Source organism: Methylobacterium sp. WL12 (assembly GCF_008039475.1).
GTDB lineage: Bacteria > Pseudomonadota > Alphaproteobacteria > Rhizobiales > Beijerinckiaceae > Methylobacterium > Methylobacterium cerastii.
Genome location: NZ_VRUW01000005.1, coordinates 82,997 through 104,848 on the forward strand (window position 1 = coordinate 82,997; position 21,852 = coordinate 104,848).

At 70.5% G+C, this 21,852-nt stretch carries 23 protein-coding genes; 18 read left to right on the top strand and 5 right to left on the bottom strand.

Annotation, left to right across the window (positions count from 1 at the left end; all coding sequences use genetic code 11):
• Positions 1 to 312: 312 nt before the first annotated feature.
• Positions 313 to 1,281 carry a cytochrome c family protein gene (locus tag FV226_RS03805; RefSeq protein ID WP_147761871.1) on the top strand — a complete coding sequence of 323 codons (969 nt, stop codon included), beginning with the start codon at positions 313 to 315 and terminating at the stop codon, positions 1,279 to 1,281.
• 227 nt (positions 1,282 to 1,508) lie between these two features.
• Positions 1,509 to 2,729 (top strand): tryptophan synthase subunit beta, encoded by a 1,221-nt coding sequence (trpB, locus tag FV226_RS03810; protein WP_147750547.1) that lies wholly within the window; start codon positions 1,509 to 1,511, stop codon positions 2,727 to 2,729.
• Positions 2,730 to 3,178: 449 nt separating this feature from the next.
• On the opposite strand, the gene FV226_RS03820 is transcribed toward trpB, so the two are convergent.
• Entirely contained in the window at positions 3,179 to 4,306 is a 1,128-nt protein-coding gene (locus FV226_RS03820) for an ATP-dependent RecD-like DNA helicase (protein ID WP_147761897.1), read from the bottom strand.
• Positions 4,307 to 4,380: 74 nt separating this feature from the next.
• Positions 4,381 to 5,310: an oxygen-dependent coproporphyrinogen oxidase gene (gene hemF, locus FV226_RS03825; protein ID WP_147750551.1), complete on the bottom strand. Its 930-nt coding sequence runs from the start codon at positions 5,308 to 5,310 to the stop codon at positions 4,381 to 4,383.
• Positions 5,311 to 5,458: 148 nt separating this feature from the next.
• Here hemF and FV226_RS03830 point away from each other — a divergent pair, with 148 nt between their 5' ends.
• Together FV226_RS03830 and FV226_RS03835 are read left to right on the top strand one after the other, a co-directional pair.
• Positions 5,459 to 5,887, top strand: coding sequence for a MerR family transcriptional regulator (locus tag FV226_RS03830; RefSeq protein WP_147761873.1), 429 nt, complete (start codon positions 5,459 to 5,461; stop codon positions 5,885 to 5,887).
• The gene (locus FV226_RS03835) at positions 5,820 to 6,224 is read left to right on the top strand and encodes a carboxymuconolactone decarboxylase family protein (protein WP_147750553.1); all 405 of its coding nucleotides are present in this window, start codon (positions 5,820 to 5,822) and stop codon (positions 6,222 to 6,224) included. The genes FV226_RS03830 and FV226_RS03835 overlap by 68 nt, the downstream gene beginning before the upstream one ends.
• Positions 6,225 to 6,268: 44 nt before the next feature.
• Here FV226_RS03835 and FV226_RS03840 read toward each other — a convergent pair whose 3' ends face one another.
• Positions 6,269 to 7,126, bottom strand: coding sequence for a manganese catalase family protein (locus tag FV226_RS03840; RefSeq protein ID WP_147750554.1), 858 nt, complete (start codon positions 7,124 to 7,126; stop codon positions 6,269 to 6,271).
• A 231-nt stretch (positions 7,127 to 7,357) separates the two neighbouring features.
• Entirely contained in the window at positions 7,358 to 7,855 is a 498-nt protein-coding gene (locus FV226_RS03845) for a tRNA (cytidine(34)-2'-O)-methyltransferase (RefSeq protein ID WP_147750579.1), read from the bottom strand.
• Between the two features lie 175 nt (positions 7,856 to 8,030).
• On the opposite strand from FV226_RS03845, the gene FV226_RS03850 reads away from it, so the two are divergent.
• From FV226_RS03850 to coaA, 14 genes are all read left to right on the top strand, one after another.
• Positions 8,031 to 9,914, top strand: coding sequence for an ABC transporter ATP-binding protein (locus FV226_RS03850; RefSeq protein WP_147761898.1), 1,884 nt, complete (start codon positions 8,031 to 8,033; stop codon positions 9,912 to 9,914).
• A 196-nt stretch (positions 9,915 to 10,110) separates the two neighbouring features.
• Entirely contained in the window at positions 10,111 to 11,520 is a 1,410-nt protein-coding gene (locus FV226_RS03860) for an MATE family efflux transporter (RefSeq protein WP_147761875.1), read from the top strand.
• Between the two features lie 249 nt (positions 11,521 to 11,769).
• Positions 11,770 to 12,342, top strand: coding sequence for a ubiquinol-cytochrome c reductase iron-sulfur subunit (petA, locus tag FV226_RS03865; protein WP_147761876.1), 573 nt, complete (start codon positions 11,770 to 11,772; stop codon positions 12,340 to 12,342).
• Between the two features lie 17 nt (positions 12,343 to 12,359).
• Positions 12,360 to 13,646, top strand: coding sequence for a cytochrome b N-terminal domain-containing protein (locus FV226_RS03870; RefSeq protein WP_147750557.1), 1,287 nt, complete (start codon positions 12,360 to 12,362; stop codon positions 13,644 to 13,646).
• A 20-nt stretch (positions 13,647 to 13,666) separates the two neighbouring features.
• Positions 13,667 to 14,578: a cytochrome c1 gene (locus FV226_RS03875; RefSeq protein ID WP_147761877.1), complete on the top strand. Its 912-nt coding sequence runs from the start codon at positions 13,667 to 13,669 to the stop codon at positions 14,576 to 14,578.
• 264 nt (positions 14,579 to 14,842) lie between these two features.
• Positions 14,843 to 15,718: an S-methyl-5'-thioadenosine phosphorylase gene (locus tag FV226_RS03880; RefSeq protein WP_147761878.1), complete on the top strand. Its 876-nt coding sequence runs from the start codon at positions 14,843 to 14,845 to the stop codon at positions 15,716 to 15,718.
• An 87-nt stretch (positions 15,719 to 15,805) separates the two neighbouring features.
• Positions 15,806 to 16,393, top strand: coding sequence for an imidazoleglycerol-phosphate dehydratase HisB (hisB, locus tag FV226_RS03885; RefSeq protein ID WP_147750560.1), 588 nt, complete (start codon positions 15,806 to 15,808; stop codon positions 16,391 to 16,393).
• Between the two features lie 106 nt (positions 16,394 to 16,499).
• A complete protein-coding gene (locus tag FV226_RS03890; protein WP_147761899.1) occupies positions 16,500 to 16,979 on the top strand; it encodes a DUF2628 domain-containing protein in 480 nt (159 codons plus the stop codon).
• A gap of 22 nt (positions 16,980 to 17,001) precedes the next feature.
• Entirely contained in the window at positions 17,002 to 17,664 is a 663-nt protein-coding gene (gene hisH, locus FV226_RS03895; protein ID WP_147761879.1) for an imidazole glycerol phosphate synthase subunit HisH, read from the top strand.
• A 44-nt stretch (positions 17,665 to 17,708) separates the two neighbouring features.
• On the top strand, positions 17,709 to 18,455 hold the full coding sequence (hisA, locus tag FV226_RS03900; RefSeq protein ID WP_147750562.1) for a 1-(5-phosphoribosyl)-5-[(5-phosphoribosylamino)methylideneamino]imidazole-4-carboxamide isomerase: 747 nt from the start codon (positions 17,709 to 17,711) through the stop codon (positions 18,453 to 18,455).
• 37 nt (positions 18,456 to 18,492) lie between these two features.
• Positions 18,493 to 18,978 (top strand): DUF29 domain-containing protein, encoded by a 486-nt coding sequence (locus FV226_RS03905; RefSeq protein WP_147761880.1) that lies wholly within the window; start codon positions 18,493 to 18,495, stop codon positions 18,976 to 18,978.
• A gap of 12 nt (positions 18,979 to 18,990) precedes the next feature.
• Positions 18,991 to 19,767 carry an imidazole glycerol phosphate synthase subunit HisF gene (hisF, locus tag FV226_RS03910; RefSeq protein ID WP_147761881.1) on the top strand — a complete coding sequence of 259 codons (777 nt, stop codon included), beginning with the start codon at positions 18,991 to 18,993 and terminating at the stop codon, positions 19,765 to 19,767.
• A gap of 208 nt (positions 19,768 to 19,975) precedes the next feature.
• Positions 19,976 to 20,299: a phosphoribosyl-ATP diphosphatase gene (locus FV226_RS03915; protein WP_147750565.1), complete on the top strand. Its 324-nt coding sequence runs from the start codon at positions 19,976 to 19,978 to the stop codon at positions 20,297 to 20,299.
• Positions 20,296 to 21,306: a type I pantothenate kinase gene (gene coaA / locus FV226_RS03920; RefSeq protein ID WP_147750566.1), complete on the top strand. Its 1,011-nt coding sequence runs from the start codon at positions 20,296 to 20,298 to the stop codon at positions 21,304 to 21,306. Before FV226_RS03915 ends, coaA begins: the two co-directional genes overlap by 4 nt.
• A 6-nt stretch (positions 21,307 to 21,312) precedes the next feature.
• Here coaA and thpR read toward each other — a convergent pair whose 3' ends face one another.
• A complete protein-coding gene (thpR, locus tag FV226_RS03925; RefSeq protein ID WP_147761882.1) occupies positions 21,313 to 21,852 on the bottom strand; it encodes an RNA 2',3'-cyclic phosphodiesterase in 540 nt (179 codons plus the stop codon).

Here is a 21,852-nt window from a genome sequence, read left to right on the forward strand (position 1 = left end):
CCGCGGACGGGTGCTTAACAGGCGCCCGCCGCCTTGTCATCGAAGGCGCCGGCGCGCGGTCGTACGCCCCGCTGGGTGTACGCCAAACGCCCCGCGGGGGCACGCCACAGGCCCGGTTCGGGCACCCGAGGGCGCCCGGGCGCGTTGGGTGGCGGGCGGCGTGCGACCAATCGTGTGGCCGTCGTCACCCGATCCGCCATTGTCAAGGTCGGCTTGGAGCGGCTAAGCACCCTCGAAATCTTCCAAAGTCCGGCGCCGGCACGCCGGGCGTGGGCCGGCCCGCCGCGCAGCGCGACAGGAGTTGAAGAGAGCATGGACTCGTTCGAGCTGAACAAGGTGGCCGGTGCGGTCCTCGGCGCCCTGCTGTTCGTGGCCGGATCGGGCTTCGTCGCCGAGCTGATCTACCACCCCAAGCCCGCGGGCAAGGCCGGCTACGACCTGCCGGAGGCCAAGGAAGAGAGCGCCGCCGCGCCCGAGGCCGCCAAGGTCGAGCCGATCGCGGTGCGCCTGGCCTCGGCCAACGTCGAGAAGGGCCAGGGCGGCACCAAGGCCTGCCAGGCCTGCCACAGCTTCGAGAAGGGCGGCCCGAACAAGGTCGGCCCGGACCTGTGGGAGGTGGTCGAGCGCAAGAAGGGCGCCCACGAGGGCTTCGAGTACTCGGCCGGGATGAAGGAGAAGGGCGGCGCCTGGACCTACGCCGACCTCGACGAATTCCTCACCAGCCCGAAGGCCTACGTGAAGGGCACGAAGATGGCGTTCGCCGGCATCTCCTCGCCGCAGGAACGCGCCAACGTCATCGCCTACCTCCACACCCTATCGGACAGCCCGAAGCCGCTCCCGGTGGCCGAGAAGGCGGCGGAGGCCAAGCCTGCGGACGCGGCCAAGCCGGCCGACGCGGCCAAGCCCGCGGACGCCGCCAAGCCTGCCGAGAAGCCGGCCGACAAGCCGACCTCGGAGAAGCCGGCCGCCGGCAAGGCCTCCGAGGGCAAGGACAGCCCGGCCAAGCCCGCCGACGTGAAGACCGACAAGCCCGTCACCGAGAAGCCGCCGGGCGCGCCCGCCGGCGCCGGGTCCGAGAACCGCAACGCAGTCGAGCAGAAGTCGGCGCCCGAGAGCAGCGGGCCGTCGCCCTCCTCCGACACGGCGCCCGCGCCGACCGCTCCGCCGGCGCCCGCGACCACCGACGCGCCGGCCAAGGCCGACCCTGCGGCCGAACAGAAGGCCCAGGACCTGAAGGCCAACGGCAGCGTGCAGGGCGTCCCGGCCGACAAGCCGCAATAGCCCGGCCCGAACGGGTTCGGACGACGAAGGCCGGGCGGCGACGCCCGGCCTTTTCGTTTCCCGCCGCGACGGTCGGCCCCGTCCGCCATGCGCCGGCGCGTGTTGACCCGCGGGGCGATCTGACCGCAAACCCGAGCCCACACGGCCCGCCCGGTGCGCCTCGCACCCGGACGGCCCATCGCGATCACCGCGTCGCGACCCCACCCTCGCGAACAAGGACGCGACCCGTGACCCTGTCTCCCCCTCCGAACTCGTTCCGCACCGGCCCCGACGAGCGCGGCCGGTTCGGCATCTTCGGCGGCCGCTTCGTCGCCGAGACGCTGATGCCGCTGATCCTCTCCCTGGAGGAGGCCTACGCCGCGGCGAAGGCCGACCCGACGTTCCAGGCCGAGATGGACGGCTACCTCAAGCACTATGTCGGCCGGCCGAGCCCGCTCTACTTCGCCGAGCGGCTGACCGAGCATTGCGGCGGCGCCAAAATCTACTTCAAGCGCGACGAGCTGAACCACACCGGCTCGCACAAGGTGAACAACGTGCTGGGGCAGATCCTGCTCGCCCGCCGGATGGGCAAGAAGCGGATCATCGCCGAGACCGGCGCCGGCCAGCACGGCGTCGCCACCGCGACCCTCTGCGCCCGGTTCGGCCTGACCTGCGTCGTCTACATGGGCGCCGTCGACGTGGCGCGCCAGGCGCCCAACGTCTTCCGGATGAAGATGCTCGGCGCCGAGGTGATCCCGGTCGAGTCCGGCACCAAGACCCTCAAGGACGCGATGAACGAGGCCCTGCGCGACTGGGTCACCAACGTCGCCGACACGTTCTACTGCATCGGCACGGTCGCCGGCCCGCATCCCTATCCGGCGATGGTGCGCGACTTCCAGTCGATCATCGGCCGCGAGACCAAGGAGCAGATGCTGGAGGCCGAGGGGCGGCTGCCCGACTCGCTCGTGGCCTGCATCGGCGGCGGCTCGAACGCGATGGGGCTGTTCCACCCGTTCCTCGACGACCGCGAGGTCGAGATCTTCGGCGTCGAGGCCGCCGGGCACGGCGTGTCCTCCGGCCTGCACGCGGCCTCGCTCTCGGGCGGGCGGCCGGGCGTGCTGCACGGCAACCGCACCTACCTCCTGATGGACGACGACGGGCAGATCGCCGACGCGCATTCGATCTCGGCCGGCCTCGACTATCCCGGCATCGGCCCCGAGCACGCGTGGCTGCACGAGTCCGGCCGCGTCACCTACCTCTCGGCCACCGACCAGGAGGCGCTCGGCGCGTTCAAGCTGTGCTCGATGCAGGAAGGCATCATCCCGGCGCTGGAGCCGGCCCACGCGCTGGCCAAGGTGCTGGAGATGGCCCCGAACAAGCCCGCCGACCACCTCATGGTGATGAACCTGTGCGGCCGCGGCGACAAGGACATCCCGCAGGTGGCGGAGATTTTTGGGACGAAGCTCTGAGCGCTCTTCCCTCCCCCCGAAGCAGGCTCCCGTATCATACCAAGTCTCATGGGTAAGAACCCATGAGGTCCGGCGGATTGCCGCCGCCCCGCAGTCGCGGGGGCCAGACCTCGATGAGTCGGGCTCATCAAGGTCTGGTATCGCACATCTCGTGACGGCCTCGGATGCCCCGCGGGTTCCCCTCTCCCCGCCCGCGGGGAGAGGCCCGGCTGCACCCCGTCGTGCAGCCGGGGAGCGGAGGCGAAGCCGAAGCGACGGTGAGGGGGCGCGAACGGAAAAGCCTCCTCCGGCTCGGCCCCCTCACCGTCGGCTACCGCCTCGCTTTGCCGACGACGAGGTCGGCAAAGCCCTCTCCCCGCAAGCGGGGCGAGGGGATGCGCGCGCATCGAACCGCCAAGACCGGCGATGTAGGAATCCTGTCGCTCTGTGGGCGAGGGAAGGGCCTGCCCCTACACCACCACCGTGATCGCCTGCGCCGCGCGGGTCAGGCCGGTGTAGAGCCACCGTGCCCGGTGCTCGCGGAAGGCGAACGATTCGTCGAACAGCACCACCTTGTCCCACTGCGAGCCCTGCGCCTTGTGCACGGTGAGCGCGTAGCCGTAGGTGAACTCGTCGGTCTCGCGGCGGAGGAAGGCCGGGATCTCCTCCTCGGACCCCGAGATGACTGCGCGTAAAACCTTGATGTCGACGGCGCGCTTGCGCGTGCCCCCGTCGTCCTCGGGCACCACGTCGAGGCGGATCGTGTCGGGGCGGGGCGGGGCGCGCAGGGCCTGCACGGTCCAGGTCGAGCCGTTGAGCAGGCCCTTGGTGCGGTCGTTGCGCAGGCAGACCAGCTTCTCGCCCACCGCCGGCATCGGGTCGACGTGGCCGGCGAGCTCCCGCAGCCGCCCGTTGTAGAGCCGGCGGGTCTTGTTCATGCCCACCAGCACCTGGTCGCAATCGAGCACCTGGGTCGGGTCGATCGAGCGGCGCGAGACCACGCGGCTGGCGCCGTAGTCGCCGAGCTCGAGGCGGCCGCCCTCGCGCACCGTCATCGCCATGCGGACGATCGGGTCGTCCTTGGCCTGGCGGTGGACCTCGGTGAGCATCACGTCGGGCTCGGCCTCGGTGAAGAAGCCGCCGCCGCGCACCGGGGGGAGCTGGGCCGGGTCGCCGAGCACCAGCACCGGCTTGTCGAACGACAGCAGGTCGTGGCCGAGGTCGGAATCGACCATCGAGCACTCGTCGATCACGATGAGGTCGGCCTTGGCCGCCGGCCCGGCGCGGTTCAGGGAGAAGGCGGGGCCGCCCTCTTCCGTCTCCTTGGTGCGGTAGATCAGCGAGTGGATCGTCGCGGCGTCCGCGCAGCCCTTCTGCCGCATCACCGAGGCCGCCTTGCCGGTGAAGGCGCCGAACACGACGGAGCCCTCGACGTCGTCGGCGATGCGGCGGGCGAGCGTGGTCTTGCCGGTGCCGGCGTAGCCGAACAGCCGGAAGACCTGGGCGGCGCCCTTGTCCTTGCGCCAGGCCGCGATGGCCTTCAGCGCCGCGTCCTGCTGCGGGGCGAAGTGCTTGGGCGTGTGCGAGTGGTTGGGCAAGTGGTTGGATAGGTCCTCGTGCAAGGGCTTGTGCAAGGGCTTGTGCTTGTGCGCGTCCTCGGCGCGGTCGTCGCTCACGGCCAGCGCACGGTGGGCGGCAGCGAGGACAGGATCGAGGCGACGTTGCCGCCGGTCTTCAGGCCGAAGATCGTGCCGCGGTCGTGCAGCAGGTTGAACTCGACGTAGCGCCCGCGCCGCACCTGCTGCTCCAGCCGGTCCTCCTCGGTCCACGGCGTCGCGACGTTGCGCCGGACGATCTCGGGATAGGCCGCGAGGAAGGCGCCGCCGACGTCGCGGGTGTAGGCGAGGTCGGCCTGCGGGTCGCCGGTCCAGTGGTAGTCGTAGAAGATCCCGCCGACGCCGCGCGGCTCCTTGCGGTGCGGCAGGTAGAAGTACTCCTCGCACCACCGCTTGTACCTGTCGTAATCCGCCGCCGGCGCGTGGGCATCGCACGCCGCCTTGAGGCAGGAGTGGAAGTGCTGCGTGTCGGGGTCGTCCTGCGTGCGCCGGCGCTCCAGCACGGGGGTGAGGTCGGCGCCGCCGCCGAACCACGTCTTCGTGGTCACCACGAAGCGGGTGTTCATGTGCACCGTCGGCACGTTCGGGTTCCACGGATGCGCGATCAGCGAGATGCCGGTGGCGAAGAAGCGCGGGTCCTCGGCGGCCCCCGGCATCTGCGCGCGGAATTCCGGCGCGAACTCGCCGTGGACCGCCGAGACGTGGACGCCTGCCTTCTCGAACACCCGGCCGTGCAGCATCGCCATGGTGCCGCCGCCGCCCGGGAGGCCGGTATGGTCGGTGCGCTCCCAGGGGGTCTTCTTGAAGGTCTGCGCAGCGTCCGGCGCGTCCGGGTGGAAGGGGCCGCTCGCGTCGGCCTCCAGCGTTTCGAGCGCGGCGACGATGCGGTCGCGCAGCGTCGTGAACCACGCGGTCGCCTCGGCCTTGAGCGCCGTGATGTCGGCCTCGGGCAGACGGGGGAGGGCGGGTGTGTCCGGCATCGTCATGGAGGCGGATGTCCCATTCCGCTCACCCGCCGTCAATTCACCGACGGCGAAACCGGGCCGCACCCCTCGCTTGACTTCGAGCACGCTCGAAGTCGTAGCCTCCAGAACATCGTGCCGAGGGCCAAAGGGTCCCAGGAGCACGGGGTGCATGCGGATCGGCGAACTCGCGCGACGCTCTCGGCTGACGGCCCACACCATCCGCTACTACGAGCGGATCGGGCTGCTGCCGTTCGTTGGCCGCGATGCCTCCGGGCATCGGGACTACGACGCGTCGATCCTGACCTGGATCGGCTTCCTCGACCGCCTCAAGACCACCGGCATGCCGATCCGGACGATGCTCGAATACGCGGCCCTGCGGCAGGCCGGACCGGCGACGGCCCCGGACCGCAGGCTGCTGCTCGAACGGCATCGCGTGCAGGTCCGCGCGCACGTCGCCGCGTTGCGGGAGGCCCTGACGGTCCTGGACACGAAGATCGCCGGCTATGCCGACACCACCGAAGGGATGAACGATGACGACGGACCAGCAGAACCCGACGACGGAAAGCCGCTACGCGCGCGGCGCCCGCGCGCTCGCTGAGATCGACGGGAAGGGCGGGGAGCACGTGGTGGCGGCGCTCGCCGACATCGCGCCGGACTTCGCCCGCTACCTGATCGAGTTCCCGTTCGGCGACATATACAGCCGCCCCGGCCTCGACCTGCGGTCGCGCGAGATCGCCACGATCGCGGCGCTGACCACGCTGGGCAACGCCGCCCCGCAACTGAAGGTGCACATCGCGGCGGGGCTGAACGTCGGCCTGTCTCGCGACGAGATCGTCGAGACCATCATGCAGATGGCGGTCTATGCCGGCTTCCCGGCCGCCCTCAACGGCCTGTTCGCCGCCAAGGAGGTCTTCGCGGCGCGCGCGACGGCCTGAAGCCGACCGCGCGCCGCGACCACCGGATGCGGTGGGGTTCGCGATCAGCCGATCTGCTGGCTCTGGGCGCCGCTGTCGGGGCGTGCCGGGCCGAGCACCGGCTCCTGGCCCATCGGCGCGTTCTGGACGACGTTGTAGACGCCCTTGCCGTCGAGCGACGGGCCGCTGGTCCAGCGCCCCTCGGGGGCCGGGGAGCCTTCGACGCCGGTGGCGAAGAAGCTGTAATTGTACTTCTGGTGCTCCTCGCTCTGCGGGAAGCTGTTCGGGATCGGCAGCGAGCCCTCGTAGCCCCCCAGCTCCTCGATCACCGCGAGCCATTGCTGCTGGTGCATCGTGTCGCGTGCGATGAGGAAGCTCCACATGTCCTTCATGCCGGGATCGTTGGTCGCGTTCGACAGCCGGACCGCGAGCACCCGCCCCGTCGTCTCGGCGGCGACGTTGCAGTACATGTCGGCGGCGAGGTTCCCGCTCGCGTAGACGTGGCTCATGTCGAAGGGCACGCCCTCGCAGTTTGCCGGGAAGGCGGCCATGCCGGTCGAGAGCAGGTGCCGGTGCAGCATGCCCTCGACCACGTGGCGTGGGTTCTCACCGCCCATGACGGCGCCGACCACCTTGTCGGCGACGCCCGCCTCCTGAAGCTTGGTCGGCGCGTTCTCGAGGTTCATCGCGACGGCGGTCGCCAGCATCTCGATATGGCCCATCTCCTCGGTCGCCGTGTTGAGGAGCATGTCCCGATACTTCGTCGTCGGCCCGCGGGAGCCCCACGCCTGGAAGAAGTACTGCATGCAGACGCGGATCTCGCCCTCGATGCCGCCGATGGCCTGCTGCAGCATGCGCGCGTAGACCGGGTCCGGGCTCTCGACCTTGACAGGATACTGGAGCCGCTTGTCGACATAGAACATATGTTATTTCCTTCGTGGAAAGGTGAGCGAACGACAAGCAAAGATGATCCCGCGCCTCTCGACGCGAATCTCGCTCGTCTTGCCCCCTGAAACCTTGGTTTTCTGGATCGGTTCACGCCGTCACGGCAGAAATATCCTCCGCCGCCCCGCGTCTCTCGCCTGCTTCACCTGCCTGCGCGGGCCGCAGGAGACCGTTCGCCCTCTGGAGGTGCGGCGGGCATCGCGTGCGGTTCAGGGCGTGAGACCAGCCCTTAGGACGACCCCTTGCGCGGTCCCTTGCCCGGCTCCTTGCCGGATCGCCTCGCCGCAGATCATCGCCGCGGCGACGGCGACGTTGAGCGAGCGCATGCCCTCTCGGATCGGCACCACCACCCGCGCGTCGGCCGCCGCGTGGACCGCCCCGGGGACGCCGGCCGATTCGCGCCCCATCAGGACGCAGTCGCCGTCGCGGAAGGCGAAGTCCGTGTAGGGCAGGGCGCCCGCGGTGGTGGCGAGCACCAGGCGGATGCCCTCCTGCACGCGCCACGCCGAGAACGCCGCCCAGGAGCGGTGCCGGGTGATCGCGACGTGGTCGAGGTAGTCCAGCCCCGAGCGGCGCAGGTGCCGGTCGGACACGTCGAAGCCCGCCGGCTCGATGATCTCGACGGCGAGCCCGAGGCAGGCCGCCATGCGCAGCAGCGTGCCGGTGTTCTGTGGGATGTCGGGCTGGTAGAGCGCGAGGCGGAGCATGGCCGAAGGGGATATCCGCTCCGGCCCCGCCGACCAATCCGCCTCGGCGAGGCTGGCCGACCGGCGCCCACGCATGGCAGCCCCGACGCGCTGCGGCATCGCCTCCCGCTTGGCCGGGACCGCGGCGGGCTTACATGAGGATCACGCCGCCCCGACGCAAAGCACCTGCAAAACCATGTTCCTCGACTGGCTCGAGCGCCGCATCGACCCGTTCGCGCCCTTCGACGCGGAGCGGATGCCGCCCAGCACCGTGCTGGGCTTCGCCGCGTTCTACCTGCGGCCGATGCGGGCCGCCCTCGCCGCCCTGTTCGTCATCGCCGTGGTGGCGGGCACGGTCGAGGCCTCGCTCTACCTGCTGATGCGCTGGTTCATCGACCTGATGAACGGCGCCGACCGCACGACCCTGCTGCAGGAGCACGGGCTCGGGCTGGCGCTCGCCGCCTTGTTCCTCGTGGTCGTGCGGCCAATCACGATCTGGCTGCACGAGGTCGCCTCGAACCAGCTCATCGTGCCGCAGACCACCAACCAGGTCCGCTGGCGCACCCACCTTTATACCCTCGGCCACTCGCTCTCGTACTTCCAGGGCGACTTCGCCGGCCGCCTTGCCAACCGCATCGTGCAGGTCGGCCCGGCGGTGCGCGAGATCGCGGTCGTGTTCATCGACACCCTGCTCTACGTGGCGATCTACGCGATCACCGCGGTCGGGCTGTTCTCGTCGATCTCGGTGTGGCTGGCTCTACCGGTCGTCGTCTGGATCGCGGCCTACGCCGCGCTGACGGCGTGGTTCGTGCCCCGCGCCCGCGAACGGTCGCACCGCACCGCCGAGACCCGCTCGGCGCTGGTCGGCCGCGTGGTCGACAGCTACACCAACATCCTCACCGTCAAGCTCTTCGCCCGCGACCGCGAGGAGCGCGCCGCCGTGCGCGAGGCGATCGACAGCAACACCCGGACCTACCTGCACCAGTTCCGGCTGGTGACGCTGACGACGACTCTGCTCGGCATCCTCAACAGCGCCCTGCTGCTGGCCACCGGCAGCCTGTGCCTCGTGCTGTGGCAGCGCGGCGGCATGACGACGGGGGAGGCCGCCGCCGGCCTCGCCCTGGTGCTGCGCCTGCTCGCGATGTCGGGCTGGGTCATGCAAACCGTGCGCGGCGTGTTCGAGAACGTCGGCGTGATCCAGGAGAGCATGCAAACGATCAGCCGTCCGCACGGGCTCGTCGATGCGCCCGACGCCGCCGTGCTGAAGGTCGCGGGCGGCGACATCCGCTTCGAGAACGTCGGCTTCCATTACGGGCGTGGCGACGCCAACGTGATCGAGAACCTGTCGCTCCACATCCGGGCCGGCGAGAAGGTCGGCCTCGTCGGCGTCAGCGGCGCGGGCAAGACCACGATTACCTCGCTCTTGCTGCGCCTGCACGACGTCGAGAGCGGCCGCATCACCGTCGACGGCCAGGACATCGCCCGCGTCACGCAGGATTCGCTGCGCGGCGCCATCGCCATGGTCAGCCAGGACACCTCGTTGCTGCACCGCTCGATCCGCGACAACATCGCCTACGGCCGCCCCGACGCGACCATGGACGCGGTCGCCCGCGCCGCCGAGCTGGCGCATGCCGACGCCTTCATCCACGACCTCGTCGATCACAAAGGCCGGCGCGGCTACGACGCCCAGGTCGGCGAGCGCGGGGTGAAGCTTTCGGGCGGCCAGCGCCAGCGCATCGCCATCGCCCGGGTGATCCTCAAGGACGCCCCGGTGCTGATCCTCGACGAGGCGACGTCGGCGCTGGACTCCGAGGTCGAGGCGGCGATCCAGGAGAGCCTCGACACCCTGATGCAGGGCAAGACCGTCCTCGCCATCGCCCACCGGCTCTCGACCATCGCGGCGCTCGACCGCCTCGTGGTCATCGACGAGGGCCGCATCGTGGAGGAAGGGACGCATGCCGAGCTGATCGGCCAGGGCGGTCTCTACGCCCGCCTGTGGGAGCGGCAATCGGGCGGCTTCCTGCCCGACCGGGCGCCCAAACCCGAGGCCCGTCAGATTTCCGACGCGTTGCCGGGGTAGGTCTCGTCGATCACGCGCGCTTTCCTCCCCCGCTGCGGAGGGAGGGTGGGCCTCGCGTCAGCGAGGGTCGGGAGAGGGGAACAACCTCTCCGGATACGGCGCTCCTCTCTCCTGACCCGCTTCGCGGGCCACCCTCCCCCGCAAAGGGGGGAGGGAAGGTCGGCTCTGAGCAACGTCCAAATCGAGAGACCAAGACATGCCGGCATTCGGCCTCGCGGCGTCCGCCGTTGAGGGACGGCCCCCGTTTCGCCGGCCCTGGATCACGGAGTTGCGCGCGACGCTCGCGCTCGCCGCCCCCCTCGTCTTTACCAATCTTGCCCAACACGGGCTGATCACCGCCGACACGGTGATGCTCGGGCGACTCGGAGCCTCCGAGCTCGCTGCGGCGACGCTCGCCACCAGCCTGTACTTCATCCTGTTCATCTGCGGCATCGGCCTGACCTCGGCGGTGGCGCCTCTGATCGCGGAGGCGCTCGGGCGCGACCGCACCGATTCGGACGCCGTGCGCCGCATCGTGCGCGCCGGCTTCTGGGCCGCGACCCTCGTCGCGATCCCGCTGATGCTCGGCCTGTGGCACACGCAGGCGTTGCTCGAAGCGATCGGCGAGCCGCCGGCGCTGGCCGAGGCCGCCGGCCGCTACATGCGGGCGCTGCAATGGGCGATGTGGCCGGCTCTGCTGTTCATGGTCATGCGCGGCGCCTTCGCGGCGCTGGAACGCCCGAACTGGCCGCTGGCCGCCAGCCTGTTGGCGTTACCGGTCAACGTCGGCCTCGGGATCTGGCTCGCCTTCGAGGGGCCCGGGCGCCTCGGCATGGGCTTGGTCGGGGTCGGCATCGCCACCACCTGCGCGGCGTCCTTCACGCTCCTCGTGCTCGTCGCGGTGATCCTGCGCGACCGCGGCCTGCGACAGTACCGGCTGCTCCATAGGGTCTGGCGCTTCGATGCGGCGCGGCTCTCCGCCCTGTTCCGCCTCGGCCTGCCGATGGCGGGAACAGGCCTGGCCGAGGCCGGGCTGTTCGAGGCGGCGGTGCTCGGCATGGGCCTGTTCGGCGCGGCGCAGCTCGCCGCGCACGCGGTGGCGATCCAGATCGCGGCGCTCTGCTTCATGGTGCCGAACGGGGTCGCGCAGGGCGCCACCGTGCGCATCGGCCTGCGGCACGGTGCGCACGACCGCGCCGGAGTGCGGCTCGCCGGCTGCGTCGCGCTGGGCCTCGGCTTCGGCTTCATGCTGGTCTGCGCCAGCCTCCAGCTCGGCGCGCCGCGCCTGCTGATCGGGCTGTTCCTCGACGTCGACGCGCCCGCCAACGCGTCGGTGATGCTTTACGCGGTGGGCTTCCTCGGCTTCGCGGCCATGTTCGCCGTAGCCGACGGGGTGCAGTCGGTCGCCCTCGGCATGCTGCGCGGCCTGCAGGACACGAAGGTGCCGATGTGGATCGCCGTCGGCGGGTATTGGGGCGTCGGCGTGCCCGCCGGCGCGGCGCTGGCCTGGGGCGCGGGGCTGCAGGGCTACGGGATCTGGCTCGGCTTCTGCGCCGGCCTGTTCGTGGTGGCGGTTCTGCTCACCGCGCGCTGGCGCCGGCTGACCGCCCTACCGCCGGCGTGGTAGGACGACACGATAGGGACGCCGATCCGTGTTGCGAGGAACGCCGCTCCGTGTCGCCCTACCGCACAGCTTGGCTTGACTTCGGGCGACGTGCGGTCGCATTGCACAGATTAGAACGATGATGCTCTGGTCCACCCTGCGCGGGCGGCCCGACGCGTCGGGTGTGCCCGGAATTCCATCCGCTCGGGAGCGCCCCACCGACCCGCCCGACGCCACGACACCGGGCGACGGCACACTGGGAGATTGACGACCTTGGCGAACACCTCCGCCGCCGCGTCCACCGGCACAGCCGCCCCGGACGGAACCCGCCGCGACTTCATGTTCCTAGCCACGGGCGCAGGCCTCGCGGTCGGCGTCGGCGCCGTCGCATGGCCCTTCGTCGCCTCGATGGCACCGGACGCCGCGACCATCGCCGCCGGCGCGCCGATCGACGTGGACCTGACCCCGATCACCGACGGCCAGATCGTCAACGTGTTCTGGCGCGGCAAGCTGATCTTCGTCCGCAAGCTCACCGAGAAAGAGGTGACGGACATGAAGGCGATTCCAGAGAGCCAGCTTTCCGATCCGGCCCCCTTCGGCGCGCGGGTCAAGAAGGGCCACGACCAGTGGCTCGTGGTCTACGGCAACTGCACCCACCTCGGCTGCGTGCCGATCGGCCACCAGGGCAACTTCGAGGGCTGGGCCTGCCCCTGCCACGGCTCGCAGTTCGACGCCGTCGGCCGTGTCCGCCGCGGCCCCGCCCCGATCAACCTTCCGATCCCGCCCTACTCCTTCCAGACCGACGCGAAGATCCGCATCGGCGAGGAAGCCAAGGCCGCGGCCTGAGACACGAGGGACATCCCATGAGCGCTCACGCCAACGCCTACGTCCCCAAGAGCCGCGTCGCGAAGTGGTTCGAGGCGCGCCTGCCCATCGTCGGGCTGGTGCATTCCTCGTTCGTCGCCTTCCCGGTGCCGCGCAACCTGAACTACTTCTGGACCTTCGGCGCCATCCTGATGGCGTTCCTCGGCATCCAGATCGTCACCGGCGTCTGGCTCGCCATGCATTACGAGCCCTCGGCGACCCAGGCGTTCAACTCCGTCGAGCACATCATGCGCGATGTGAACTATGGCTGGCTGCTGCGCTACGCCCACGCCAACGGCGCTTCGATGTTCTTCGTCGCCGTCTACGTGCACATCTTCCGGGCGCTGTATTACGGGTCGTACAAGGCCCCGCGCGAGGTGCTCTACATCCTCGGCGTGATCATCTATCTCCTGATGATGGCCACCGCCTTCCTCGGCTACACCCTGCCGTGGGGCCAGATGAGCTTCTGGGGCGCCACCGTCATCACCAACATCCTCGCCGCGATCCCCGTGGTCGGCGACACCATCCAGAGCCTGCTCTGGGGCGGCTATTCGGTCGGCAACCCGACGATCAACCGCTTCTTCTCGCTGCACTACCTGCTGCCGTGGATGATCGTCGGCGTCGTGGTGCTCCACGTCTGGGCGCTGCACGTCACCGGCCAGAACAACCCGACCGGCATCCCGATCAAGTCCTCGAAGGACGCGGTGCCCTTCACCCCCTACGCCACGATCAAGGACGTGTTCGCCGTGGTGGTGTTCATGATCCTGTTCGCGTGGTTCATCTTCTACCAGCCGAACTACCTCGGCCACGCCGACAACTACGTCCCGGCCAACCCCGCCGTGACCCCGGCCCACATCGTGCCTGAATGGTACTTCCTGCCGTTCTACGCGATCCTGCGCGCGGTGCCCTCGAAGCTCGGCGGCGTCATCCTGATGTTCTCAGCGGTGCTGATCCTGGCGCTCGCGCCCTGGCTCGACACGTCGCGGGTGCGCTCGTGCAACTACCGCCCGATCTATCGCCAGTTCTTCTGGCTGTTCCTCGCGGTCACGGTCATCCTCGGCTGGCTCGGCGCCAAGCCGCCGGAGGGCGGCTACGTCATCGCCTCGCAGATCTGCACCTTCTACTACTTCGCCCACTTCCTTCTCGTCATGCCGATCGTCGGCCTGATCGAGACCCCGAAGGCGCTGCCCGGATCGATCCTGGAGAGCGTCACCGGGCCGGGCAAGCAGGTGAGCGGGTCGGGGATGCCGGCGGGCGCCGCCGCGGCGCCGACCACCAAGGGCTGAGGGCAGGACCGGAACCGACGATGAAACTCTCGAGCCTTCTCGCCACCTCCCTGCTGGCGCTCTCCCTCGGCGCCCCGCTGGGCTCCTCGGCGGCCTCCGCCGAGGACGCCCACGGCGGCAACCAGCCGCCCCGCCTGAAGTGGAGCTACGCCGGCGTCTTCGGCCGGTTCGACCAGGCCCAACTCCAACGCGGGTTCCAGGTCTACAAGGAGGTCTGCTCCGCCTGTCACTCGATGAAGCTCGTAGACTTCCGCAACCTCGCGGAGGAGGGCGGCCCCGACTTCTCGGAGAGCCAGGTCAAGGCCCTGGCCGCGACCTACCAGGTCAAGGACGGCCCCAACGACGCGGGCGAGATGTTCGAGCGGCCCGGTCGGCCGGCCGACAAGTTCCCGCCGCCCTTCCCGAACGACCAGGCGGCGGCCGCGGCCAACGGCGGCAAGGCGCCGCCGGACTTCTCGGTGCTCGCCAAGGCCCGCACCTTCGAGCGCGGCTTCCCGTGGTTCATCACCGATGCGCTCCCCTTCGTGGGCTATTCCGAGCAGGGCGTGGACTACATCCACGCGGTGCTGAACGGCTATGAGGAGCCCCCGAAGGGCACCGAGGTGCCGGACGGGGTGCACTACAACAAGTACTATCCCGGCCACCTGATCGCGATGCCGAACCCGATCAGCGACGGGCAGGTCACCTACGCCAAGAACGAGGCCGGCCAGCCGGTCGTGCCGGAGACGGTCGACCAGTACACCCGCGACGTGGCGGCCTTCATGGCCTGGGCCGCCGAGCCGCACATGATGGCGCGCAAGGCGCTCGGCCTGCGGGTGATCCTGTTCCTGATCCTGCTCTCGGGCCTGCTCTACTACGTCAAGAAGCGCGTCTGGGCCGATGTCGGCGGCGAGGTCCACGGCCTCCAGCCCGAGCTGCACAAGGCGGGCTGATCGCGCGATCGATCCACGGACGACCGAACGGGCCCCTCGCGGGGCCCGTTCGCGTTTTTGCGCCGCACGCGGATCGTGATAGCGGGTCGCGGAGATCTCGACCTCGCCGACATCTCCGCGGGTCCCTTCTCCCAGGGGGAGAAGGACAGGATGAGGGGCGTGAGCTTTCCGGAGAGATCACGCCCCTCACCCCAACCCTCTCTCCTTGGGAGAGAGAGCTCCGTCGCGGATCCCTTACCCCACCAGTCTCAACGGACGAACGACATGACGGCAGCGGTGCTCGGTGTGATGGGCGGGTCCGGGGTCTACGACCTGCCGGGGCTCGAGGGCGTGCGCGAGGAGCGGGTCGCCTCGCCCTGGGGCGAGCCGTCCGACGCCCTGCGGATCGGGCGCGTCGGCGACACCAAAGTGGTGTTCCTGGCCCGGCACGGGCGCGGGCACCGTCTCTCGCCCACCGGCATCGACTACCGCGCCAACATCGACGCGATGAAGCGGGCCGGCGTCACCGACCTCGTCTCGCTGTCGGCCTGCGGCTCGTTCCGCAACGAGCTGCATCCGGGCCTGTTCGTGCTCGTCGATCAGTTCGTCGACCGGACGGTGGGGCGCCCGTCCTCGTTCTTCGGCAACGGCTGCGTCGCCCACGTCTCGCTCGCCCACCCGGTCGGCCCGAACCTGCAGAAGCGGATCGCGAACGCAGCCGAGGCCGAGGGAATCGCCGTCCATCGCGGCGGCACCTACGTCTGCATGGAGGGGCCGCAATTCTCCTCGCTCGCCGAATCGAAGAGCTACAAGGCGCAAGGGTTCGACGTGATCGGCATGACCAACATGCCCGAGGCCAAGCTCGCCCGCGAGGCCGAGATCACCTACGCCACCATCGCGATGGTCACCGATTTCGACTGCTGGCATCCGGGTCACGACGCGGTCGACGTGGCCGCCGTCGTCGCGGTGGCGCGGGCCAACGCCGACAAGGCCGCCCGCCTCGTGGCGCGGCTCGCCCGCGACCTGCCGGCGACCCGCGAGGATTGCCCAGCGGGTTCGCACCGGGCGCTCGACGGCGCGATCATGACGGCGCCATCCCACCGCGACCCGGAGCTGCTGGCCAAGCTCGACGCGGTGGCGGGGCGCGTGCTCAACGGTTGAGCAGCCCCTTTCCCCGGCGACGGCTTCCGCACTAGAAGGCACCAAAGCTGGCCGCGTCGGCCCGGCCAACGAAAAATCACGAAGCCCATGCGCAGCGCCAGCATCAGCCGGAAGACGGCGGAGACCGACGTCTCGGTCTCGATCGACCTCGACGGCACCGGCAAGATCGGGATCGCCACCGGCGTCGGCTTCCTCGACCACATGCTGGAGCTCTTCGCCCGGCACGGGCTGTTCGACGTCGAGGCCCGGGTGACCGGCGACCTGCACGTCGACCAGCACCACACGGTGGAGGATTGCGGCATCGCGCTGGGCCAGGCCTTCGCGAAAGCGCTCGGCGACAAGCGCGGCATCGCGCGCTACGCCGACATCCACATGCCGATGGACGAGACGCTGAGCCGCGTCGCGATCGACATCTCGGGCCGGCCGTTCCTGGTGTTCCGCACCGCGTTCCGCGTCGAGAAGATCGGCGCCTTCGACACCGAACTGGTGCGCGAGTGGTTCCAGGCCTTCGCCATGAACGCCGGCATCACGCTCCACGTCGAGACGCTCTACGGCGACAACGCCCACCACATCGCCGAGAGCTGCTTCAAGGGGCTGGCCCGCGCCTTGCGGAAGGCCGTCGCGGTCGATCCTCGGGAGGAGGGGCGGGTGCCCTCGACCAAAGGTTCGCTTTAGGTCGGGGTTCGCTCTGGGCCAGGGTTCGCTCTAGGGTTACCGGCGCGTTCGCGAAGGTTGCGCCAGTTCGAAGGCGTGACGGGGGAGGAAGAGGGTCGCCATGAGGATGCGCAGCTACACGCTCCATCTGCCGCACGAGGCCCGCCCCGGCGAGGCGCACGACCTCGACCGGGCGCAGCTGGTGCCGGACGGGTTCTCGGGCACGGCCTTCGCCTTCTCGGTCCTGTGGTTCCTGTATCACCGCCTCTGGCTCGCCGCCCTGCTCGTCCTCGCCGGGCTCGGCGCCACGGCACTCGTCGGCTACGGCCTCGGCCTGTCGCCGGCGGCCGGCACCGTCATCACGCTGCTGGTCCTGGTCCTGATCGGGCTCGAGGCGTCCTCGCTCCGGCGCTGGACGCTCGCCCGCAACGGCCAGCCTGCGCGCGACGCGGTGGTGGCCTTCAACGCCGACGAGGCCGAGGCCAAGGCGATGACGCGCTGGCTCGACCCCGCCCGCACGCCGAGTGTGCGAACCTCGACCGGGTTCGCCGGCGCCCGCGCGGCCGAGCCGGTGATCGGCCTGTTCCCGGCGCAGGGCGGCCGGTGAGCGTCTTCAAGGGACAGAGACCGTGAGCGCCGAGACCGTCGCGATCATCGATTACGGGTCGGGCAACCTGCACTCGGCGGCCAAGGCCTTCGAGCGGGCGGCCCGCGAGGCCGGCCTGCCTGAGACCCGCATCGTCGTCACCGGCGATCCGGATGCGGTCGCGCGCGCCGACCGGATCGTACTCCCCGGCGTCGGCGCCTACGCCGACTGCCGCCGCGGGCTCGACGCCGTCCCCGGCCTCGTGGAGGCGATGGGCGAGGCGGCGATCGGATCGGGGCGCCCGTTCCTCGGCATCTGCGTCGGCATGCAGCTCATGGCCACCCGCGGCCTCGAATACGAGACCACGGACGGCCTCGGCTGGATCTCGGGCGACGTCGGGCCGATCCGGCCGTCGGATCCCGCCTTGAAGATCCCGCACATGGGCTGGAACACCCTGGCGCCGGCACGCGACCATCCCCTGCTCGACGGCATCCGCACCGGGCCGGACGGGCTGCACGCCTACTTCGTGCACAGCTTCGCCCTCAAGGCCGATCGCCCGGACGAGGTCGTCGCCGAGGCGGAATACGGCGGTCCCGTCACCGCGATGGTGGCGCGCGACAACCTCGCCGGCACGCAATTCCACCCGGAGAAGAGCCAGCATCTCGGGCTGGCCCTGCTCGCGAACTTTCTGCGCTGGCGTCCGTAGATGCCGCGTCCTCCATCGACCGACCAGAAGAAACGAGCGTCCGCGTGATCCTGTATCCGGCCATCGATCTCAAGGAAGGACATTGCGTCCGGCTCGTGCAGGGCGACATGGCGCAGGCCGTGGTGTTCAACGACGACCCGGCCGCGCAGGCCCGGGCCTTCGCCGACCAGGGCTTCTCCTGGCTGCACGTGGTCGACCTCGACGGCGCCTTCGCCGGCGCGCCGATGAACGCGGCCGCGGTCGACGCGATCCTGGCCGAGATCGACATCCCGGTGCAGCTCGGCGGCGGCATCCGCGAGATGCGGACGCTGGAGGGCTGGCTCGAGAAGGGCGTCGCCCGGGTGATCATCGGCACGGCGGCCGTGCGCGACCCGGCCTTCGTCCACGAGGCGGCGCGGCGCCATCCGGGCAAGATCGCGGTGGGCATCGACGCCAAGGACGGGCGCGTCGCGGTGGCGGGCTGGGCCGAGACCTCCAGCATGACGGCGGAAGACCTCGGCCGCCGGTTCGAGGATGCCGGCGTCTCGGCGATCATCTACACCGACATCGCCCGCGACGGCATCCTGAAGGGCCTCAACATCGAGATGACGGTGGCGCTCGCCGAAGCCGTGAGCATCCCGGTGATCGCGTCGGGCGGCCTCGCCTCGATCGAGGACGTGCACCGCCTGCTCGAGCCCGATTGCGCGATGCTGGCCGGCGCCATCACCGGCCGCGCCCTCTACGACGGCCGCATCGACCCGCGGGCGGCGCTGTTCGCGATCAAGGCCGCGCGCGGCAACGCCGCCTCGTGATAGTCTCGCCCGGTCAAGGATTTGCCGGGAGGCTGCGATGACGGCTTTGGCGAAGGCGGCGCGACCGGCGGAGGCCGGAACGGCCTACGCGGACGACTTCTACACCTGGACGCAGGAGCAGAGCGCGCGCCTCCGGGCCGGCGACCTGACCGCCCTCGATCTGGAAAACCTCGCCGAGGAGATCGAGAGCTTGGGCAAGAGCGAGTTCAACAGCCTCGTCAGCGCGTGGCGCGTCCTCCTCCTGCACATGATGAAGTTCGATCATCAGCCGGCGCGCCGAACGCGGTCCTGGACGCTGTCGATCAAGGAGCAGCGCAAGGAGGCATCCTTCGTGCTGAAGGACAACCCCGGCCTCAAGAGCCGGTTGGACGAGGCGCTCGAACGCGCCTACGACACGGCCCGGTTGAAGGCGGCGCGGGAGACCCGGCTGCCCCTCGCGACCTTCCCCGAGACCTGCCCCTACACCCGCGACGAGATGCTGACGCGCCCCTTCGCGATCGACCCCGACGACACGACCGCCTGAAGGGCCGCCCCCGTGCTCAAGACCCGCATCATCCCCTGCCTCGACGTCAAGGACGGCCGCGTCGTCAAGGGCGTGAAGTTCCTCGAGCTGCGCGACGCGGGCGATCCGGTGGAGGCGGCCAAGGCCTACGACGCGGCCGGCGCCGACGAGCTCTGCTTCCTCGACATCACCGCGAGCCACGAGGCGCGCGGCACCCTGCTCGACGTGGTGAGCCGCACGGCGGAGGCCTGCTTCATGCCGCTCACCGTCGGCGGCGGCGTGCGGGCGGTGGCGGACGTGCGCGCGCTGCTGCTCGCCGGCGCCGACAAGGTCGCGATCAACACGGCGGCCGTGAACGACCCCGACCTCGTGGCGCGGGCCGCGGAGAAGTTCGGCGCGCAATGCGTCGTGGTGGCGATCGACGCCAAGCGCACCTCGGCGCCGGGCGAGCCGGACGCGTGGCAGATCTTCACCCATGGCGGCCGCACCCCCACCGGCCTCGACGCGATCGCCTTCGCCCGCACGGTGGCGGCCAAGGGGGCGGGCGAGCTGCTCGTCACCTCGATGGACCGGGACGGGACGCGCTCGGGCTACGACCTCGCGCTGATCCGCGCCATCGCCGACGCGGTGACCGTGCCGGTGATCGCCTCGGGCGGCGTCGGCGGGCTCGACGACCTCGTGGCCGGCGTCGCCGAGGGCCATGCCAGCGCGGTGCTGGCGGCCTCGATCTTCCATTTCGGGCAGCACAGCGTCGCCGAGGCCAAGGCGCACATGGCGGCGGCCGGCCTCGCCATGCGGCTGGACGCCTGACCCGGTCCCATGCGGTGAACCCATTCCCATAGCAGGGCCTGGGCATGGCACGATCCGGAACCATTTTTCCGACAATTCCGGCCGGCCGTCGCGGAAATGCGGGTGGCGACGCGCTCCTGCGTCGGCTCCCGGCTTGCCCGGCGCCCGCCGTTGACGCAGGTTCCGGCGACGGCATCGTCGCCTTCGAACCCTGCCGCACGGGTCTTGTATGTCCGCCTACACCCTCGACGACCTCGCACGCCTCGTGGCGAGCCGCGCCGGCACCGCGCCCGACCAGTCCTACACGGCCAAGCTGCTCGCCGGCGGCCCGGCCAAGGCCGCCAAGAAGCTCGGCGAGGAGGCGGTGGAGGCCGCCATCGCCGCGGTGCAGGGGGACAAGGCCGGCCTGACCAACGAGGCGGCGGACGTGCTCTACCACCTCGTCGTGCTGCTGCGCGCCGGGGGCGTCGAGTTGTCGGCGGTGATGGCGGAGCTGGAACGCCGCACCGCACAGAGCGGCATCGCCGAGAAGGCGTCGAGGCCGCCGGCATGAAGGCGGCCGCGCTCGCCCCCGGCCAGAATCCGGTGACGGGGCAGAACCCGGTCACGGGCGACGGGCCCGAGCGGATCTCGCCCTATCGCCTGTTCAGCCGCGAATCCTGGGCGCAGCTGCGCGCCGACACGCCGCTCACCCTGACGCAGGAGGACGTGGAGCGCCTGCAATCGCTGAACGACCCGATCTCGCTGGAGGAGGTGGTCGCGATCTACCTGCCGCTGTCGCGGCTGCTCTCGCTCTACGTCGCGGCGAGCCAGGGGCTGTTCAAGGCGACCCAGCGCTTCCTGATGGCCGAGCGCGAGACCAAGGCGCCCTACATTATCGGGCTCGCCGGCTCCGTGGCGGTGGGCAAGTCGACCACGGCCCGCGTGCTCACCGCGCTGCTCGCGCGCTGGCCGAACACCCCGAAGGTCGACCTCGTCACAACCGACGGGTTCCTTCTGCCGAACGCCGAGCTCGCCGCGCAGGGCATCATGGACCGGAAGGGCTTCCCGGAAAGCTACGACACCGCCGCCCTGCTGCAGTTCCTGCACGACGTGAAATCGGGCCGGAAGCGCGTGACCGCGCCGCTCTACTCCCACCTCGTCTACGACCGGGTGGCCGGCGAGGAGCGGGTGGTGGAGAGCCCCGACATCCTGATCGTCGAGGGCCTGAACGTGTTGCAGCCCGCGCGCCTGCCGCGCGACGGCACCGCGATCCCGTTCGTCTCCGACTTCTTCGACTTCTCGATCTACCTCGACGGGCACGAGGACGACCTGCACCGCTGGTACGTGATGCGCTTCATGCGCCTGCGCCAGACCGCGTTCCGCGACCCCCGCTCGTACTTCCGCAAATACGCCGAGGTGCCGGAGGCCGAGGCGCTCGCCATCGCCGACCGGCTGTGGTCGACGATCAACCTGCCGAATCTGCGCGACAACATCCTGCCGACCCGCCAGCGCGCCAGCCTGATCCTGGCCAAGGGCGCGAGCCACCGCATCGAGAGCGTGGCGCTGCGGCGGTTGTAGGCCCCTTCAGGCGAACGGAAACGCGGCTTCCGCGACGTACGGCCCGCCGCCGGTCGAGTCGCGCGCCGAGTACAGCACCACCTCCGTCGCGGAAAAGCGCAGGGGCGTGAAGATCGGCGCCTGCGACAGGGCCATCGCCACCGCCTCGGGCGTGGCCTCGCGGCGCAGGCGCGCCAGCGTCACGTGCGGCACGAACTTGCGCCGCTCCGGCTCGGCGCCGGCCCTTCGGATCAGGCGCTCCTGCTCGGCCTGGAGGTCCATCAGGTCGGGGTTGGCCGCGACGCTGGCCAGCAGCGCGCGCGGCTTGTCGCCGCCGAACACCGAGAGGCCGTCCAGCACCACCGCGATCGCCGGGCGCGCCCGCATCTCGGAGAGCGCCTCCACCGCGTCCTCGGCCAGGGCGACCGGCACGTCGCCGAGGAAGCGCAGGGTGACGTGGTAATCCGCCGGCTCGATCCAGCGGGCGCCGGGCAGGCCGCCGCGGAACGGCGCCAGCCCGGCGGCGATCTCCGGCGGGAGGGCGAGCGCCGTGAATAGGCGCGGCAT